The organism is Bhargavaea massiliensis, assembly GCF_050480245.1.
Classification (GTDB): Bacteria; Bacillota; Bacilli; order Bacillales; family Anoxybacillaceae; genus Anoxybacillus.
Window position 1 is genome coordinate 1 of sequence record NZ_JBCNEQ010000037.1, and the last position, 17,261, is coordinate 17,261.

The 17,261-nt window shown below is 39.5% G+C and carries 20 protein-coding genes and 1 rRNA gene; 20 read left to right on the forward strand and 1 reads right to left on the reverse strand.

Annotation, left to right across the window (positions count from 1 at the left end; translation table 11 throughout):
• From rrf to rsmI, 9 genes are all read left to right on the forward strand, one after another.
• Positions 1–99: ribosomal RNA gene (gene rrf, locus ABEV15_RS08210) — 5S ribosomal RNA — on the forward strand; the annotation flags it as partial.
• A 173-nt stretch (positions 100–272) separates the two neighbouring features.
• On the forward strand, positions 273–455 hold the full coding sequence (locus ABEV15_RS08215; RefSeq protein WP_429635609.1) for a sigma factor G inhibitor Gin: 183 nt from the start codon (positions 273–275) through the stop codon (positions 453–455).
• An 81-nt stretch (positions 456–536) separates the two neighbouring features.
• Positions 537–1,961 (forward strand): aminotransferase class I/II-fold pyridoxal phosphate-dependent enzyme, encoded by a 1,425-nt coding sequence (locus tag ABEV15_RS08220; protein ID WP_498852919.1) that lies wholly within the window; start codon positions 537–539, stop codon positions 1,959–1,961.
• Position 1,962: 1 nt separating this feature from the next.
• On the forward strand, positions 1,963–2,592 hold the full coding sequence (gene tmk, locus ABEV15_RS08225; protein ID WP_429633620.1) for a dTMP kinase: 630 nt from the start codon (positions 1,963–1,965) through the stop codon (positions 2,590–2,592).
• Between the two features lie 10 nt (positions 2,593–2,602).
• The gene (gene holB, locus ABEV15_RS08230; protein WP_429633618.1) at positions 2,603–3,601 is read left to right on the forward strand and encodes a DNA polymerase III subunit delta'; all 999 of its coding nucleotides are present in this window, start codon (positions 2,603–2,605) and stop codon (positions 3,599–3,601) included.
• The gene (locus tag ABEV15_RS08235) at positions 3,594–4,421 is read left to right on the forward strand and encodes a PSP1 domain-containing protein (RefSeq protein ID WP_429633616.1); all 828 of its coding nucleotides are present in this window, start codon (positions 3,594–3,596) and stop codon (positions 4,419–4,421) included. The genes holB and ABEV15_RS08235 overlap by 8 nt, the downstream gene beginning before the upstream one ends.
• A 15-nt stretch (positions 4,422–4,436) precedes the next feature.
• Positions 4,437–4,784, forward strand: coding sequence for a DNA replication initiation control protein YabA (yabA, locus tag ABEV15_RS08240; RefSeq protein WP_429633614.1), 348 nt, complete (start codon positions 4,437–4,439; stop codon positions 4,782–4,784).
• Positions 4,785–4,838: 54 nt separating this feature from the next.
• Positions 4,839–5,573, forward strand: a complete 735-nt coding sequence (locus ABEV15_RS08245) for a tRNA1(Val) (adenine(37)-N6)-methyltransferase (protein WP_429633612.1) — start codon at positions 4,839–4,841, stop codon at positions 5,571–5,573.
• A gap of 6 nt (positions 5,574–5,579) precedes the next feature.
• Entirely contained in the window at positions 5,580–6,446 is an 867-nt protein-coding gene (gene rsmI / locus ABEV15_RS08250) for a 16S rRNA (cytidine(1402)-2'-O)-methyltransferase (RefSeq protein ID WP_498852920.1), read from the forward strand.
• A gap of 34 nt (positions 6,447–6,480) precedes the next feature.
• Here the strand turns inward: rsmI and abrB are convergent, their stop codons facing one another.
• On the reverse strand, positions 6,481–6,765 hold the full coding sequence (gene abrB, locus ABEV15_RS08255; protein WP_183244424.1) for a transition state genes transcriptional regulator AbrB: 285 nt from the start codon (positions 6,763–6,765) through the stop codon (positions 6,481–6,483).
• Positions 6,766–7,249: 484 nt separating this feature from the next.
• Between abrB and metG the strand changes: the two genes are divergently transcribed.
• The 11 genes from metG (at position 7,250) to spoVG (ending at position 17,057) form a co-directional block, all read left to right on the forward strand.
• Positions 7,250–9,199 (forward strand): methionine--tRNA ligase, encoded by a 1,950-nt coding sequence (gene metG, locus ABEV15_RS08260; protein WP_498852921.1) that lies wholly within the window; start codon positions 7,250–7,252, stop codon positions 9,197–9,199.
• Between the two features lie 117 nt (positions 9,200–9,316).
• Complete coding sequence (locus ABEV15_RS08265) at positions 9,317–10,084, forward strand: TatD family hydrolase (RefSeq protein ID WP_429633605.1); 768 nt, start codon at positions 9,317–9,319, stop codon at positions 10,082–10,084.
• Between the two features lie 205 nt (positions 10,085–10,289).
• Positions 10,290–11,483, forward strand: coding sequence for a resuscitation-promoting factor (locus tag ABEV15_RS08270; RefSeq protein WP_498852922.1), 1,194 nt, complete (start codon positions 10,290–10,292; stop codon positions 11,481–11,483).
• A gap of 61 nt (positions 11,484–11,544) precedes the next feature.
• Complete coding sequence (gene rnmV / locus ABEV15_RS08275; protein WP_429633602.1) at positions 11,545–12,108, forward strand: ribonuclease M5; 564 nt, start codon at positions 11,545–11,547, stop codon at positions 12,106–12,108.
• A gap of 1 nt (position 12,109) precedes the next feature.
• The gene (gene rsmA / locus ABEV15_RS08280; protein WP_498852923.1) at positions 12,110–12,997 is read left to right on the forward strand and encodes a 16S rRNA (adenine(1518)-N(6)/adenine(1519)-N(6))-dimethyltransferase RsmA; all 888 of its coding nucleotides are present in this window, start codon (positions 12,110–12,112) and stop codon (positions 12,995–12,997) included.
• A 73-nt stretch (positions 12,998–13,070) separates the two neighbouring features.
• A complete protein-coding gene (yabG, locus tag ABEV15_RS08285) occupies positions 13,071–13,955 on the forward strand; it encodes a sporulation peptidase YabG (RefSeq protein ID WP_429633598.1) in 885 nt (294 codons plus the stop codon).
• 208 nt (positions 13,956–14,163) lie between these two features.
• Positions 14,164–14,433: a biofilm formation stimulator Veg gene (gene veg / locus ABEV15_RS08290; protein ID WP_429633596.1), complete on the forward strand. Its 270-nt coding sequence runs from the start codon at positions 14,164–14,166 to the stop codon at positions 14,431–14,433.
• A 127-nt stretch (positions 14,434–14,560) separates the two neighbouring features.
• Entirely contained in the window at positions 14,561–15,427 is an 867-nt protein-coding gene (gene ispE, locus ABEV15_RS08295; RefSeq protein ID WP_429633594.1) for a 4-(cytidine 5'-diphospho)-2-C-methyl-D-erythritol kinase, read from the forward strand.
• A gap of 13 nt (positions 15,428–15,440) precedes the next feature.
• A complete protein-coding gene (gene purR, locus ABEV15_RS08300) occupies positions 15,441–16,265 on the forward strand; it encodes a pur operon repressor (RefSeq protein ID WP_429633592.1) in 825 nt (274 codons plus the stop codon).
• A gap of 32 nt (positions 16,266–16,297) precedes the next feature.
• A complete protein-coding gene (locus ABEV15_RS08305; RefSeq protein ID WP_498852924.1) occupies positions 16,298–16,678 on the forward strand; it encodes a RidA family protein in 381 nt (126 codons plus the stop codon).
• An 88-nt stretch (positions 16,679–16,766) separates the two neighbouring features.
• A complete protein-coding gene (gene spoVG / locus ABEV15_RS08310) occupies positions 16,767–17,057 on the forward strand; it encodes a septation regulator SpoVG (protein ID WP_003398210.1) in 291 nt (96 codons plus the stop codon).
• Positions 17,058–17,261: the final 204 nt, after the last annotated feature.

Below are 17,261 nucleotides of genomic sequence, written 5' to 3' on the forward strand. Positions count from 1 at the left end.
GAGGTCACACCCGTTCCCATACCGAACACGGAAGTTAAGCTCTCCAGCGCCGATGGTAGTTGGCGGGACACCGCCTGCGAGAGTAGGACGTTGCCGGGCAAAGACAAGACCAAGACAATTTAGTCTTGGTCTTTTTTATATGAGACTCGTGATGTTTAACGAGACGATAGGCGAGTGCTTTCCACTTTTCTCATACTCTCGCACCAAATTATTTTTTCACCGTATATTGTTATATGAAACTGGGAAAACTGTTAGCGGGAGGTGGAGAGCAAATGTCTTATTCAAAAATTTGTATTGTATGTGACGAACAAAATAAAAAAGGGATTCATGTTTTCGATCATTTTATATGTATGGATTGTCATAATGATCTTATTCAAACAGAAACAAGCGAAGAGAAATATAAATTTTACGTTGATCGGCTCAAAAAAATGGGAGAGAATAAAATATATTCATAACAAAAGGCCCCGACTATGATTAGGGCCTGTTTTATTTTAATATAGATATATAAAACAAAATGAGTGAGGAAGCGAATGAAGATGGATCAAACAAAAACACCTCTATATACACTGTTATGTGAGCATGCCTCTAAACAACCGATTTCTTTTCACGTACCAGGACATAAATATGGAGCTGTTTTTTATGAAAAAGCTCTTTTTTCTTTTTCACCGTTGTTACATTTAGATGTAACCGAGCTTTCACATTTAGATGATTTACATCATCCAACAGGAGCGATTGAACAGGCGCAACAATTAGCAGCAAATTTGTATGGAGTAAAACGCACATATTTTTTAGTTAACGGTTCTACAGCTGGTAACTTAGCAATGATTGCAGCCGCATGCGAAAAAAATAAAAAAGTGATTGTACAACGCAATTGTCATAAGTCGATTTTACATGCGCTACATCTTGTTGGAGCAACACCCATTTTTATTTCCCCGGAATTTGATGAAGATGTTCAAGTGATGTCTTTTGTGTCTTTTGAAACGATTTTTAACGCATTGCGTGAACATCCAGATGCAGCTGCGCTCGTTTTAACAAATCCAAACTATTACGGCATGGGTATTGATTTAACAAAAATCATTCAACTGGCTCATTCTTATCGAATGCCGGTTTTAGTTGATGAAGCACATGGCGCTCATTTTGTACTCGGAGAACCTTTTCCAAAATCAGCTGTTGAGTGTGGGGCAGATATTGTTGTACAATCGGCCCATAAAACACTTCCGGCTATGACAATGGGGTCGTTTCTGCACTTTAATAGTGAGCTTATAGATGAACGTATGTTGAGATACTTTTTACAAGTTTTTCAAACGAGCAGCCCATCTTATCCTATTATGGCGTCACTTGATTTGGCTCGGGCTTATTTAGCACAACAAACACGTGAAATGATTGATGCAATAATCGAGCAAATTCAGTTGTTTAAGCAAGAGTTGCAAACAATCGACGCAATTCATGTTGTTGAATCTCAGCATCCACTCATTCGAACAGATTTGTTGAAAATTACATTGCAAACACGTAGTGCATATTCAGGATATGAGTTGCAACAGTTATTAGAAAGAAACGGAATTTTTACAGAACTAGCTGATCCTTATAATGTATTGCTCGTTTACCCACTCGCAAAAATAAAACAAATTCAAGCGATGATAGAACGAATAAAATGTGTGCTACAATCAATCCGAAGCGAGCGGCGAAACGAACGTGTACGATTCACTTTACCAAAGCATTGTCAGGCTGTAAGTTATGAATGGATTAAAGGTCGCCAAACAAAAAAAGTCCCTCTTCATGATGCGGTAGGATGTGTTTGTGCGCAAATGGTCGTCCCTTATCCACCTGGGATTCCTATTTTACTCATTGGAGAAATTGTGATGAAACAACATATCGAGCTCATTCAATATTTGAAGCAAATGGGAGCATATTTTCAAACAGATATAGATGGAGATGACATCGAAGTTTTTAAGGAGGCTTAGGATGAACTACTTATTTTTTTCATTTGAAGGTCCCGAAGGTGCAGGGAAAACGACGATCGTTCGCATGTTAGCCGATTATTTAACCGAGCAACATGTTGATGTTGTTGCGACGCGTGAGCCAGGAGGAATCGATATTGCTGAGCAAATTCGTTCTGTCATTTTGCATCCTAATAATAGTCGCATGGATGCAAGAACAGAAGCTTTGCTTTATGCAGCGGCGAGAAGGCAACATTTAGTTGAAAAAGTAATTCCTGCATTAAAAGAAGGGAAAGTTGTTCTCTGTGATCGTTTTATTGACAGCTCTCTGGCTTATCAAGGTGTAGCACGCGGTTTAGGAATAGATGATATATTGGCCATTAATACGTTCGCCATCGAAAGTTGGATGCCAACCTTAACAATTTATTTTGATATTGATCCAGCACTCGGATTAGCACGCATTCGCGAAAATGGATTGCGTGAAGTCAATCGACTTGATTTAGAGGAGCTAGCGTTTCATGAACGAGTACGTGACGGATATATGATGCTAATGGACCGTTTTCCAAACCGCATAAAAAAAGTCGATGCTACCCAATCGGTAACAAAAGTGTTTGAAGATGTATGGACACTTATTGAGCCTTTTTTGAGAAAGTGAGAGGATCATCATGTCATGGAAAACGCTCGAGATCAATCAACCGCATGTGGCAAAAATGATTGTCAATAGTATAAGAAAAGAAAGAGTTGCCCATGCGTACTTATTCGAAGGACAAAAAGGGACAGGAAAAAAAGAAGCCGCGCTTTTATTTGCCAAGCGTTTATTTTGTTTAACAAGCTTATATGATGAGCCTTGTGAAACATGTGTAAACTGCCGTCGGATTCAATCTGGTAATCATCCAGACGTTCATCTTGTTGTCCCTGATGGAAACTCCATTAAAAAACAACAAATTGAGCAGTTGCAAGAAGAGTTTACAAAAACAGCTGTCGAATCAGATCGGAAGCTATATATCATTGAACATGCTGATCAAATGACTGTTCAAGCGGCAAATAGCTTATTGAAATTTTTAGAGGAACCGTCGTCAAAAACGGTAGCAATTTTATTAACGGAACAATTTCATCGCATACTTCCAACGATTGTTTCACGTTGTCAAGTTCTTTCCTTTCATCCATTGCCGACAGAGCGCATATATGCTTATTTACAAAAACAAGGTGTGTCACGAGAGTTGGCTATATTGGCTGCAAGAGTAACAAACAATGTGCAAGAAGCACTTCAGCTAAGCCAAGATGATTGGTTTGCACAAGCACGAAAAATAGTGATACAATTATATGAAGCATTAAACAAGCAATATGTACAAGCTTTGCTTGTCATCCAACAACATTGGCTTAACCATTTTACGAGTAAGGAACAAATGAATATTGGGTTAGACTTATTATTATATTTATATAAAGATTTATTATATGTGTTACTAGGGGAAGAACAACATATTGCATATGGTGATTGCATGAATGAATTTCAGCGGTCGCGTTTTCTTTATTCTGAAAAGCAAATTGCCCAGCATATGAAGGCGATTTTACAAGCAAAAGCGCGGTTGCATACGAACATGAATCCGCAGCTTTTAATGGAACAGCTAGTATTGCAGTTGCGGGAGGGATCTGCATTTGTATGAAGTTGTAGGCGTTCGTTTTAAGAAAGCAGGAAAGATTTATTATTTTGATCCCGGTGATTTGCCGATCTCAAATGGTGATTATGTCATTGTTGAAACGGTTCGCGGCATTGAATTCGGGAAGGTTGTTGTTGCGAAAAAGCAAGTAGACGAAAAAGACATTGTGTTGCCATTGAAAAAAGTCATTCGTATGGCCGACCAAAAAGATAAGCTCGTTGTAGAGGAAAATAAAAAGGCTGCGGAAGAAGCATATGATATTTGCTTAAAAAAAGTAGAAGAGCACGGGCTAGAAATGAAGCTTGTTGATGTCGAATATACGTTTGATCGCAATAAAATTATTTTTTATTTTACAGCTGATGGACGTGTTGATTTTCGCGAGCTCGTGAAAGATTTGGCAGCCATTTTTCGCACGAGAATTGAGTTGAGACAAATTGGTGTACGCGATGAAGCGAAAATGTTAGGTGGCATCGGGCCGTGTGGGCGCATGCTTTGTTGCTCTACATTTTTAGGTGACTTTGATCCGGTTTCCATTAAAATGGCGAAAGATCAAAATTTATCGTTAAATCCGACAAAAATATCGGGGTTGTGCGGCCGATTAATGTGTTGTTTAAAATATGAAAATGACGAATACGAGACAGCGAAAGAACAACTTCCTGATTTAGGTGAGATGATTGAAACTCCTCTTGGATTAGGGAAAGTTGTTGGACTGAATATTTTAGAAAGAGTGCTGCAAGTGGAGCTAGTCGAAAAAGATCGGGTCGTTGAGTATACAATTGACGAATTAATAAAAGAAAAAGTTCTTCCTACTCAAGCCACAGAGTGATGAGGTGGATGGCGCGTGAATAAAAAAGAGATTTTTCAATCTGTAACAAGTATTGAGGAACAAATTGCCCATTTATATAAACAGCTAGGCGAGTTGAAAAGTTATCTCGGAGAGTTAATTGAAGAAAATCATCGTCTTCAAGTTGAAAATGATCATTTGCGTAGACGGTTTGAACAGTTGTCTGAGCGAAAAGTCGAACAAGGAAAAAAACAACCGAAAGAAAAGTTGGTCGATATTGGTGAAGGATACGACAATTTAGCTCGCCTATACCAAGAAGGGTTTCACATTTGTAATGTGCATTACGGAAGTTTACGGACCGATGGTGATTGTTTGTTTTGTTTATCATTTTTAAATAAAAAATAGCCTTTCTGACAAACGGTCTGGAAGGCTATTTTGTTGTCGAAAGAGGGGTTTTATATGTTGCGTGGAGATGAACGGCTTGATTATTTACTAGCAGAAGATATGAAAATTATCCAAAGCCCATCCGTTTTTGCCTTTTCATTAGATGCTGTATTGTTAGCGAATTTTGTATATGTTCCGATTCAAAAAGGCAATTTAGTGGATTTATGTACGGGGAATGGGGTCATTCCGCTATTATTAAGCAAACGGACGAAAGGGAACATTATTGGGGTAGAGATTCAGGAAAAGATTTATGATATGGCGAAACGAAGTGTGCAATACAACCAACTAGAAGAGCAAATTAAAATCATTCACGGTGACATTAAAGATATGCCGGCTTATCTTGGACATAGTAAATTTGATGTCGTAACGTGCAATCCGCCTTATTTCCCGACACCAAATCAAGAGGAGATAAATAAAAATGAACATTTCGCTATTGCCCGCCATGAAATTTATTGTACATTAGAAGATGTCATTCGCGTCAGTAGCCAATTGCTCAAGCAAGGCGGGAAGGCGGCTTTTGTTCATCGTCCTGAACGTTTATTAGATATTGTCACATTAATGCGCCAATACCGTTTAGAGCCGAAACGTTTACGGTTCATTTATCCGAAGGAAGGAAAAGAAGCAAATACGATTTTAATTGAAGGAATGAAAGACGGAAATAAAGGATTAAAAATATTACCTCCTCTCGTTGTATATGAACAAAATGGGGAGTATACGAGCGAGTTAAAACATATTTTATACGGGGAATGAGATGACATGAACGAACAAAAAAGCTTTATCGGAGAAGATGAAAAAGGGATTTTATACATTGTGCCGACGCCAATCGGCAATTTAGAAGACATCACGTTGCGTGCGATTGAAACGTTACGAACGGTCGATTTAATTGCTGCAGAAGATACACGTCAAACGAAAAAATTACTTAATCATTTCGACATTCATACACCGCTCGTTAGTTACCATGAGCATAATAAGCAATCGCGCGGAGAACATATCATTGCTGCCCTACTGCATGGAAAACATGTCGCTTTAGTAAGTGATGCAGGGACACCAACCATTTCTGATCCTGGCCATGAGCTTGTTGTTGAAGCGTTACGGGCGCAATGTAAAGTTATTCCTCTTCCTGGGGCGAATGCAGCTATTACAGCGCTAACGGCTTCAGGATTACCTACGCATCATTTTTATTTTTATGGATTTTTATCCCGTCATAAAAAGGAAAAGAAAAAAGAACTTGAGCAATTAAAACATATAAAAGATACGCTTATTTTTTACGAAGCTCCTCATCGTCTCCAAGAAACGTTAGCAGTAATGCATCATATATTTGGCAATCGACAAATGGCAGTGGCGCGGGAACTAACGAAAAAATTTGAACAGTTTATTCGTGGAACGATTGAAGAGGTGATGCACTGGGCAGAGCATCACGAAGTTCGCGGAGAGTTCTGTCTTCTCGTCGAAGGGAATACGACACCTAATCACGAACCGGTATGGTGGGATGATTTAACTATTGTTGAGCATGTAAATCATTATATTGAAACAAAACAGTATACTTCGAAAGAAGCCATTAAACAAGTAGCAAAAGATCGACAATTGCCAAAACGAGATGTGTATGAAGCATATCATAAGTAAAAAAAGTTTCTCTAGAAAAGCCTAGAGAAACTTTTTATTTTGATTGTTGAAGAAGGTTTTGAATTTCTTGTAATAACGCTTCTGCGCCTTCTTTGCTTAAAATAATTTTTCCATCTGCAAGTTTAAAGTTGTCGTCAGATACTTCCCCAGTTACTAAGCAAGTCATGTTTGGTTTATACTTTTTCAAAATGATGCGCTCATCATCTACATAAATTTCCAAGGCATCTTTTTCTGCAATACCTAATGTGCGGCGCAATTCGATTGGAATAACAACACGACCTAATTCATCGACTTTACGAACAATACCTGTTGATTTCATATCCCTTTCTCCTCTCCTTTTTTCGTCAATATTCGACAAAATCTCTATGGATTTATCATAACAACTTTTCCATTATGCGTCAATCCTTTTATATGCAATAATAAAAAAAAATGTATGATTTACATGTCGTTGCATATAAAATTCGACAAAATTATAGTTGAAATGACAAAATCCAAACGATTTGACAAGAGATGCATAACAGTTTTTAACTACTTTTCAAGGCGATACAAACCTTATTATAAAGATTATTCGACAAAATTCAACATAAATTCGACAAAATCATCGTTATTTTTCAACAAAATTCGACAAGAACAAGCTGTTTATCGACAATCTCATGTCGAATAGTTGACAGCTCTCTCTATTTTTATGTATATTTTGGTGAGATAAGAGGAATAGATGTATTGACCGAGAATACAAATATGTAATCGCTCTCGTCCTTTGGGCGAGAGCGTTTCTACTAAACGTGCAGCAAGGAGGGGTACAAGTGACGAAAAAGACGTTTTATATTACAACACCTATTTATTATCCGAGCGATAAATTACATATCGGCCACGCTTATACAACGGTAGCTGGCGATGCGATGGCAAGATATAAGCGAATGCGCGGTTATGATGTCATGTATTTAACGGGAACAGATGAACACGGTCAAAAAATTCAGCGCAAAGCGGAAGAAAAGGGGGTTACCCCACAGCAATATGTCGATGACATTGTAGCTGGAATTAAAGAACTTTGGAAAAAACTTGATATTTCTTATGACGATTTTATTCGTACAACTGAACAGCGTCATAAACAAATTGTTGAAAAGATTTTTGCTCGCCTTTTAGAACAAGGTGATATTTATTTAGATGAATACGAAGGATGGTATTGTACTCCGTGTGAATCGTTTTACACTGAGCGGCAATTAGTAGAAGGGAACTGTCCAGACTGCGGACGTCCTGTAGAAAAAGTAAAAGAACAATCATACTTTTTCCGCATGAGCAAATATGTTGACCGTTTATTAGCGTTCTATGAAGAAAACCCACAATTCATTCAGCCGGAATCACGGAAAAATGAAATGATTAATAATTTCATTAAGCCGGGTTTAGAAGATTTGGCTGTATCGCGGACGACGTTTGATTGGGGCATTCCTGTTCCGGGAGATCCAAAGCATGTTATTTATGTTTGGATTGATGCATTGTCAAACTATATTACTGCATTAGGATATGGGACGGAAAATGACGAAAAATATAAAACATATTGGCCGGCTGACGTTCACCTTGTTGGAAAGGAAATTGTCCGCTTCCATACGATTTATTGGCCAATTATGTTAATGGCTTTAGATCTTCCACTTCCGAAAAAAGTGTTTGCGCACGGTTGGCTGCTTATGAAAGACGGAAAAATGTCGAAGTCGAAAGGAAATGTTGTCGATCCGGTTACGTTAATTGAGCGTTACGGTCTTGATGCGCTGCGTTATTATTTGCTTCGTGAAGTGCCGTTTGGCTCAGATGGTGTGTTTACGCCAGAAGGTTTTGTTGAACGCATTAACTATGATTTAGCAAACGATCTAGGGAACTTGCTCAATCGGACAGTAGCGATGATTGAAAAATATTTTGCTGGTCATATTCCTGTATATAGCGGCACGCACACGTCATTTGACGAACAGCTTGTACAAACGGCATATGAAACGGTTAAACAGTATGAGGAAGCGATGGAACAAATGCAATTTTCACAAGCTTTGACTTCCATTTGGCAACTTATTAGTCGTACGAACAAATATATTGACGAAACGCAACCGTGGGTATTAGCAAAAGACGAAGCAGCACGTGAGCAATTGGCTTCTGTCATGTCGCATTTAGCAGAATCTCTTCGCTATGTAGCTGTTTTATTGCAGCCGTTTTTAACAGAAACACCAAAACGGATGTTTGCTCAGCTTGGCATTCAAGATGAACAGTTAATGAGTTGGGATAGTTTGCAAACGTTCGGGGCATCGCAACTTGAGCGAGTGGTTGAAAAAGGAGCGCCACTTTTCCCACGTCTAGACGTTCAAGAAGAAGTGCAATATATTCAATCACAAATGAATGGAACAGTGGTCAACGTAGAAGAAAAGAAAGAGCAAAACGAAGAGAAAAGCGAAGAAATTACAATTGACGATTTTATGAAAGTAGATTTGCGCGTTGCACAAGTTGTTCATGCTGAGCCGATTCCAAAAGCGGATCGTCTGCTTAAACTGCAACTTGATTTAGGTTATGAGAAGCGCCAAGTTGTATCGGGCATTGCGAAATATTACAAACCAGAAGATTTAATCGGAAAAAAAGTTATTTGCGTGACGAATTTAAAGCCGGTAAAATTGCGCGGAGAATTATCACAAGGCATGATTTTAGCTGGCGAAAAAGATGGGGTATTGTCGTTGGCGACAGTTGATGAATCGCTTCCAAACGGAGCAAAAGTGAAGTAAAGAGGTGTTGCAAAAAACACCTCTTTGTTTCTATTTTGTAATGCAATTGTTATATGGCTGTGATTTATGTAACGAGATTGTGTGGTAAACTGAACATCGGAAGAAAAGAGGGGTTATATGTTATTTGATACACATGCACATTTAAATGCGACACAATTTAACGAAGATGTTGAACAAGTTATTGAAAGAGCACGTGCAGAAGGTGTGTCACATATTGTGGTTGTCGGCTTTGATCGCCCAACCATTCAGCGCGCAATGGAATTAGCTGAGCAATACTCCTTTATTTATGCAGCTGTCGGATGGCATCCTGTTGATGCGATTCATATGACAGATGAAGATCTCATCATGATTGAACGTTTGGCAGCACATCCGAAAGTTGTAGCGCTCGGTGAAATGGGTCTCGATTATTATTGGGATCAATCGCCAAAAGAAGTGCAAAAAGAAGTATTTCGAAAACAAATTCGTTTAGCGAAAAAGGTAAAATTGCCGATAGTTATACATAATCGCGATGCGACAGCCGATATTGTTCACATTTTACAAGAAGAGCATGCAGAGGAAGTCGGAGGCGTGATGCATTGTTTTAGCGGAAGTATAGAAGTGGCACGTCAATGCATTGATATGAATTTTTATATTTCATTTGGCGGTCCTGTTACGTTTAAAAACGCAAAAAAACCGAAAGAAGTGGCAAAAGAAATTCCGCTTGATCGGCTGCTCATTGAAACGGACTGTCCGTATTTAACACCGCATCCGTTTCGAGGAAAGCGAAACGAACCAAGTTATGTAAAGTATGTCGCCGAAGCGATCGCTGAATTAAAAGGGATATCTTTTGAAGAAGTGGCTCAGAAAACGTCCGACAACGCCAAGCGATTATTCGGCATTATGTGATAGAGAAACGTGTCGATTTCTAGGAAGGCTTGTCTAAAGAAAAGATGAAACGAGATCGTTCTACAACTTTTTCTACAAGCATACAATAAGCTTGTCGACAAGTCTTCCTTCCCTTATGAATGAATATTTTGAATAATAGATAATAAGCTTCATAGAAAGGGAGGCGTCGTCACGGTCATCTATCGGAAAAGGAGGCGTTTTTATTTTGATTACGTATGTAAAAAACTTATTGCAGTCGACATCCAAAAAAAAGATTGCGCTTGCCACAGGAGGATTTTTAGCTTTATTTAGCATGACGGGGTATGCCAGTTATGAATGGACGAAAGAAACAGTTACGTTATATGCAAACGGAAAGGAACAGAAAGTACGCACGCATGCGAATACAGTCGCTGAACTATTAAAAGAACAAAACATTGAGCTGAAACAAGAAGATTTTATCTCTCCCTCCCCACAAGCAAAAATTGTTGATCATTTAACAGTCAAGTGGGAAGCAAGCAAACCGATTGTGTTAGTCGTTGATGGGGTAGAAAAAAAGTTAAGAACGACAGCTAAAACGGTGAAGGATGTGTTACATGTTCAACAAATTCAGCTCCGTGAACATGATCAAGTATTACCGAACGTTGATGAAAAAGTGAAAGAAAACATGAAAATTGTTGTAAGCAAAGCATTCCCGATTACATTAAATGACGGCGGCAAACAGCAACAAGTTTGGTCTACTTCGACTACGGTCGCTGACTTTTTAGCTAAACAACATATTACATTACGGGAGCTGGATCGCGTTCAACCTAAATTGAATGAGATGATTCAACCAAGCACAAAAATAAATATTGTTCGAGTTGAAAAAGTCACCGATGTAGTGGAAGAACCAGTAAATTATGCCGTTGTGAAAAAGAAAGATGCACAATTAGAAAAAGGGAAACAAAAAGTAATTAGCGAAGGGGAAAAAGGGCTTGTCGCTAAGCAATATGAAGTCATTTTAGAAAACGGAAAAGAAGTGTCGCGTAAACTTATTAAAACAGAGACAATTAAACCAAGTAAAAACCGTGTTGTCGCTGTGGGAACAAAAGTAGTTCCAAAAATATTAGCTTCCCGTGGAAGTGATGAAACGGCTCAGGAGCTTTATGTGATCGCTACGGCGTATACGGCATATTGCGGTGGATGCTCGGGAACAACTGCAACAGGCGTAAACTTGCGCGCAAATCCAAATGCGAAAGTAATTGCGGTTGATCCGCGTGTTATTCCGCTTGGAACGAGAGTATATGTTGAAGGATATGGATATGCCGTTGCAGCGGATACAGGAGCGAATGTAAAAGGATATAAAATTGATGTGTTTTTCCCTGATCGATCAGTAGCATATCGTTGGGGAACGAAACGTGTGAAAATTAAAATTATAAAATAACCGCAGAGGATTTCGCGATCCTCTGTTTTTTTCGTTATAATGAGTGAAGAACAGTTGAGAGATGGAGGGTTTTATGAAAATTAAGGAAATTATCGTTGTAGAGGGTCGCGACGATACGGTAGCGATTCGTCGGGCAGTCGATGCAGATACGATTGAAACGAACGGGGCGGCCATTAATGATGAAACGATTGAGCGCATTCGTTTAGCGCAACAACAGCGAGGTGTCATCATTTTTACGGATCCTGATTATCCGGGAGAAAAAATTCGTAAAACGATTGCTGAACGTGTGCCGGGGTGTAAACATGCATTTTTAACGCGTGAGGAAGCGCGAGGAAAACACGGCAAAGGTCTCGGTGTTGAACATGCTTCGATTGAAGCGATTCGCACAGCGCTTTTAAGTGTATATGAGGAAATGATTGATCCAAAAGAAGAGATTTCATTTCAACATCTTGTTGATGCAGGATTAATTGGTGGGCCGTTGGCACGTGCCCGTCGTGAAAAGTTAGGTAAACTATTAAAGATCGGATATACAAACGGGAAACAATTGCATAAACGGTTACAAATGTTTCAAATTTCAAAAGAACAATTTGCGGAAGCGATGAAGCAAGTAATGCAGGAGGAATAACATGTATAAAGACATTGCTACACCGACTCGCACGAAAGAAATTTTAGCGAAATACGGTTTTTCGTTTAAAAAAAGTCTGGGGCAAAATTTTTTAATTGAGCCAAATATTTTACATCGTATCGTTGATTTTGCTGAGCTTTCTGAACAAACAGGTGTGATTGAAATTGGTCCGGGAATTGGGGCGCTTACAGAGCAATTAGCGCGACGGGCAAAGAAAGTGGTAGCCTTTGAAATTGATCAACGGCTGCTCCCTATTTTAGCTGATACGCTCTCCCCCTATCCGAACGTGTCCATTATTCATCAAGATGTTTTAAAAGCAGATGTTCAACAAGTTATTGCAGAACAATTTACGGGTGTTGACGATATTATGGTTGTTGCTAATTTGCCATATTACGTCACAACACCGATCATTATGAAACTGTTGACTGACCGTCTTCCTATTCGCGGCATGGTCGTTATGTTGCAAAAAGAGGTGGCAGAGCGCATGGCCGCAAAACCAGGAACGAAAGACTACGGTTCCTTAACGATTGCTGTGCAATATTATACGCACGCTGAAACGGTGATGCACGTGCCGCGGACCGTATTTATGCCGAAGCCAAATGTCGATTCAGCGGTCATTCGTTTATTAAAGCGAGAACAACCTGCCGTTGCTGTTTCGGATGAAGACTTTTTCTTTACTGTTGTTCGTGCGAGTTTTGGACAGCGGCGTAAAACGATTTTAAATAACTTGATGAGCCAGTTGCCAAACGGTAAAGAAAAAAAAGAACAAATTGAAAAAGCGCTCAAAAACGTCCATATTGATCCGCAACGGAGAGGGGAAACGCTCACGATTGCTGAATTTGCCGTATTGAGCGAACAGCTATATCACATTTTTTATCAAGAGGCTTAAGGCCTCTTTTTTTACACGTTTTGTACTTTTTATGCATACGTTACAAACAAAACGAGCGAAAGGGCGGACGTGTATGATTCAAATTGGTGATATTGTCGCACGGAAATCGTATGAATGCGATATTTTGTTTCGGGTTATTGACATAAAAGAGAAAAATGGGGAAAAAGAAGCAATTTTGTATGGTGAAGATGTTCGACTGATGGCGGATGCACCGTTTTCTGATTTAATCATCATCGATGAACGAGAAAAAAAGAAACGGGAAGAAAAAGAAAAGCAACATATTGAGCAATGTTATAAATTGTTGCGTCAAGATTATCGGCTGTTGCGGGAAAAAAGTGAATATGAAGCAACGGGTGGATACGAAGTGAAAATGGATTTTTTCCAACTTCCAGGTCGAGTGCTCCATATCGATGGTGACCCACTTTATTTACGAAAATGTTTGCAGTTGTATGAACGAATCGGGGTTCCGGTATATGGAGTGCATTGTCACGAAACAGATATGCCTAATCGCGTTGTTCCGTTACTTGAACAAGTGCGACCAGATATTTTAGTTGTGACGGGGCATGATGCATATTCAAAATCGAAAGGATCGGTTGATGATTTAAAAGCGTATCACCACTCCAAATATTTTGTTCAAACGGTGCGACAGGCGCGCAAAAAAATTCCGAATCTCGATCAACTTGTGATTTTCGCTGGAGCTTGCCAATCTCATTTCGAATCGCTTATTCGGGCAGGTGCGAATTTTGCGAGTTCCCCCGCGCGTGTGAATATTCATGCACTTGATCCTGTATACATTGTTTCACGCATTAGCTTTACTCCTTTTATGGATCGTGTCAATGTATGGGATGTATTAAGGAATACATTAACGGGTGAAAAAGGGCTTGGCGGTGTGGAAACACGCGGTGTTTTACGTACCGGAATGCCGTATCGGGCGAGATTGCTGAACAAACATAAATAAATGCCTCTTGTCTTTTTGCCATAGTGGTGAAAAGACAAGATGAGGCAGTCTTATTTTATTTTTTAACACTTTTTGTACATAGTTTTTTCTATTATTGTTCATAATAAAAACAAAAGTGTTGACATATAATATTTTTTGTTGATATAATTCTTATTTTTTGACTTATTCATTTTTGTTTGTTATACTACGTAATAGTGAGGTGGATACGATGGGAAAAACATTGTCGGAAATTAAAAAAGTGTTGGATTCAAATCTCGGTAAAAGATTGACGTTAAAAGCGAATGGTGGGCGTCGAAAGACAATCGAGCGTTGCGGCGTTTTGGCCCAAACATATCCGTCCGTATTTGTCGTTGAACTTGATCAAGAAGAAAACGCTTTTGAACGTGTATCATATAGTTATGCAGATGTATTGACAGAGACGGTGCAGCTTACATTTTTAGATGATGAGCAAGTGACGATGAGCAGCACACATTCATGACAAGTAAGGAGGCGACCAATATCGGTGGTCTCTTTTTTTATGTCCATGGAAAAGGTGCGTATTTGTTCACTATTTTTTGTGGTAAAATGTCGATAGGAGTTCGAAGTCGGAAAAGTAGGTGAACAGTTTGAGGTTGTTAGTGAAAGCACCAGCGAAAATTAATTTATCTCTTGATGTATTACATAAGCGTCCAGACGGTTACCATGAAGTCAAAATGGTAATGACGACAATTGATTTAGCTGACCGTGTTGAGTTAATGGATTTATATTATGATACAATTCAAATTATTTCTCACAATCGCTTTGTGCCGGATGACGAACGAAACTTAGCGTATCAAGCTGCGAAATTGCTAAAAGAAAAGTTTGGCATTCGCCGTGGTGTTGCAATTTCGATTACGAAATGCATCCCTGTTGCAGCAGGATTAGCGGGTGGAAGTAGCGATGCGGCTGCAACGTTGCGCGGATTAAACAAGCTTTGGGGACTAGGTTTAAGTTTGGACGAACTTGCTGAAATTGGAGCAGAAATCGGATCGGATGTTCCGTTTTGTGTATATGGAGGAACAGCGGTTGCGACAGGACGAGGAGAAAAAATTGAACATATTCCAGCCCCGCCGCCAAGTTGGGTCATTTTAGCGAAGCCAACAATTGGTGTATCTACAGCAGATGTGTATCGGAATTTGAATTTGCAATCCGTTCATCATCCAGATGTAGATGGGATGGTCGCTGCGATCAAAGAGAAAAATTACGAAAAAATTTGTGCGCTCGCTGGGAATGTATTAGAAAGTGTAACATTAAACATGCATCCTGAGGTAGCTCAAATTAAAGAACAAATGAAACGCTTTGGGGCAGATGTATCATTAATGAGTGGAAGCGGACCAACCGTATTTGGACTTGTTCAACACGATTCCCGTTTGCAACGAGTATATAACGGTTTGCGCGGTTTTTGCGAACACGTATATGCGGTTCGATTAATTGGAGAAAGACACGAACAATAAGGAGGTTAATCATATGAAATTAAGGCGAAGTAGTCGGTTAGTGGATATGACGCACTATTTGCTTTATCATCCACATCAACTCGTACCGCTTACTTTTTTTGCCGAACGATACGGCTCAGCGAAATCGTCTATTAGCGAAGATTTAGCTATTATTAAGCAAACGTTTGAACAACAAGGAATTGGTTTTTTGCGCACACTTCCTGGAGCGGCAGGTGGCGTGCAATATGTACCGAAAATTTCAGAAGCAGAAGCGAAGCAATTTATTCAACAACTATGTACAAGCTTAGCAGATCCAGATCGGCTATTGCCGGGCGGATATTTATATATGACAGATTTACTTGGCGATACGCGCATTGTCAACCAAATTGGACGCTTATATGCTTCTGCGTTTGCGCATGAAAATATTGATTTTGTCGTGACCGTTGCAACGAAAGGGATTCCGTTAGCCTATGCAGTTGCGAGCTTTTTAAATGTACCTGTTGTCATTATTCGTCGCGATAGCAAAGTAACGGAAGGATCGATGGTCAGCATCAATTACGTGTCTGGTTCATCGAAACGTATTCAAACGATGGTGTTATCTAAACGGAGTTTAACAGAGGGAGCCAACGTTTTAATCGTTGATGACTTTATGAAAGCAGGTGGAACAATTAACGGCATGATTAGTTTGCTTGCAGAGTTTCGGGCAACCGTCGTTGGCATTGGTGTGCTTGTCGAGTCGGAAGAAGCAGAAGAACGACTCGTTGATGAATATGTTTCCCTTGTGAAACTCACATCTGTTAATGTAAAAGAAAAACAGATTACCGTAGAAGAAGGAAACTACTTTCATTTTGTCAAATAAATAAATGATTTTTACATACAGGGGGAATAGACATGAAAGTTGTACACACAAATCAAGCTCCACAAGCGATTGGACCATACTCACAAGGCATTATTGTCAACAATATGTTTTACAGTTCTGGACAAATTGCTTTAACGCCAGAAGGCGAAATGGTACAAGGAGACATTCAAGCGCAAACGCATCAAGTGTTCAAAAATTTACAAGCGGTGCTTGAAGCAGCTGGAGCATCCTTAGATACTGTTGTAAAAACAACGGTGTTTTTAAAAGACATGAACGATTTTGCGGCGATGAATGAAGTATATGGCCAATATTTTCGCGATCATAAACCAGCGCGTTCAGCTGTTGAAGTTGCCCGTTTACCAAAAGATGCGCTCATTGAAATTGAAGTTGTTGCGCTTGTCAAACAATCGTAAAAAATTTTTTTTATGTTAGCAGGAAAATAAAAAATGACGTGGAATAAATTCAATTAAGTTCTTATATAGGGAAAAGGTGGTGAACAGAATGGAAGTAACTGACGTGAGATTACGCCGCGTGAATACCGAAGGACGTATGAGAGCGATTGCTTCCATTACGTTGGATCATGAATTCGTCGTTCATGATATCCGCGTAATTGAAGGCAATAACGGCTTGTTTGTCGCTATGCCAAGCAAGCGTACTCCTGACGGGGAATTCCGTGACATCGCTCATCCAATTAACTCAACAACCCGCGGGAAAATCCAAGAAGCTGTTTTAGCTGAATATCACCGTGCTGGTGAGTTGGAAAAAGAGCTTGAAGAAGCAGGTGCTTCGTAATAAATAAGAAAAAGGACCCTTTCGCTTAAAAAGGGTCCTTTTTATATGGAGAATGATGTTTATCCTATTCGTAAAGAACATATGGTCAACTACCCTCACTTAGCTAATGCTTGAAGTGAGGGCTTGCAACTCCCCAGAAGTGCAAACGGACTTTGTCCTCCTTCCTTGACTTGGGGTTGCATAAGGGGCAGGTTGACGACTACC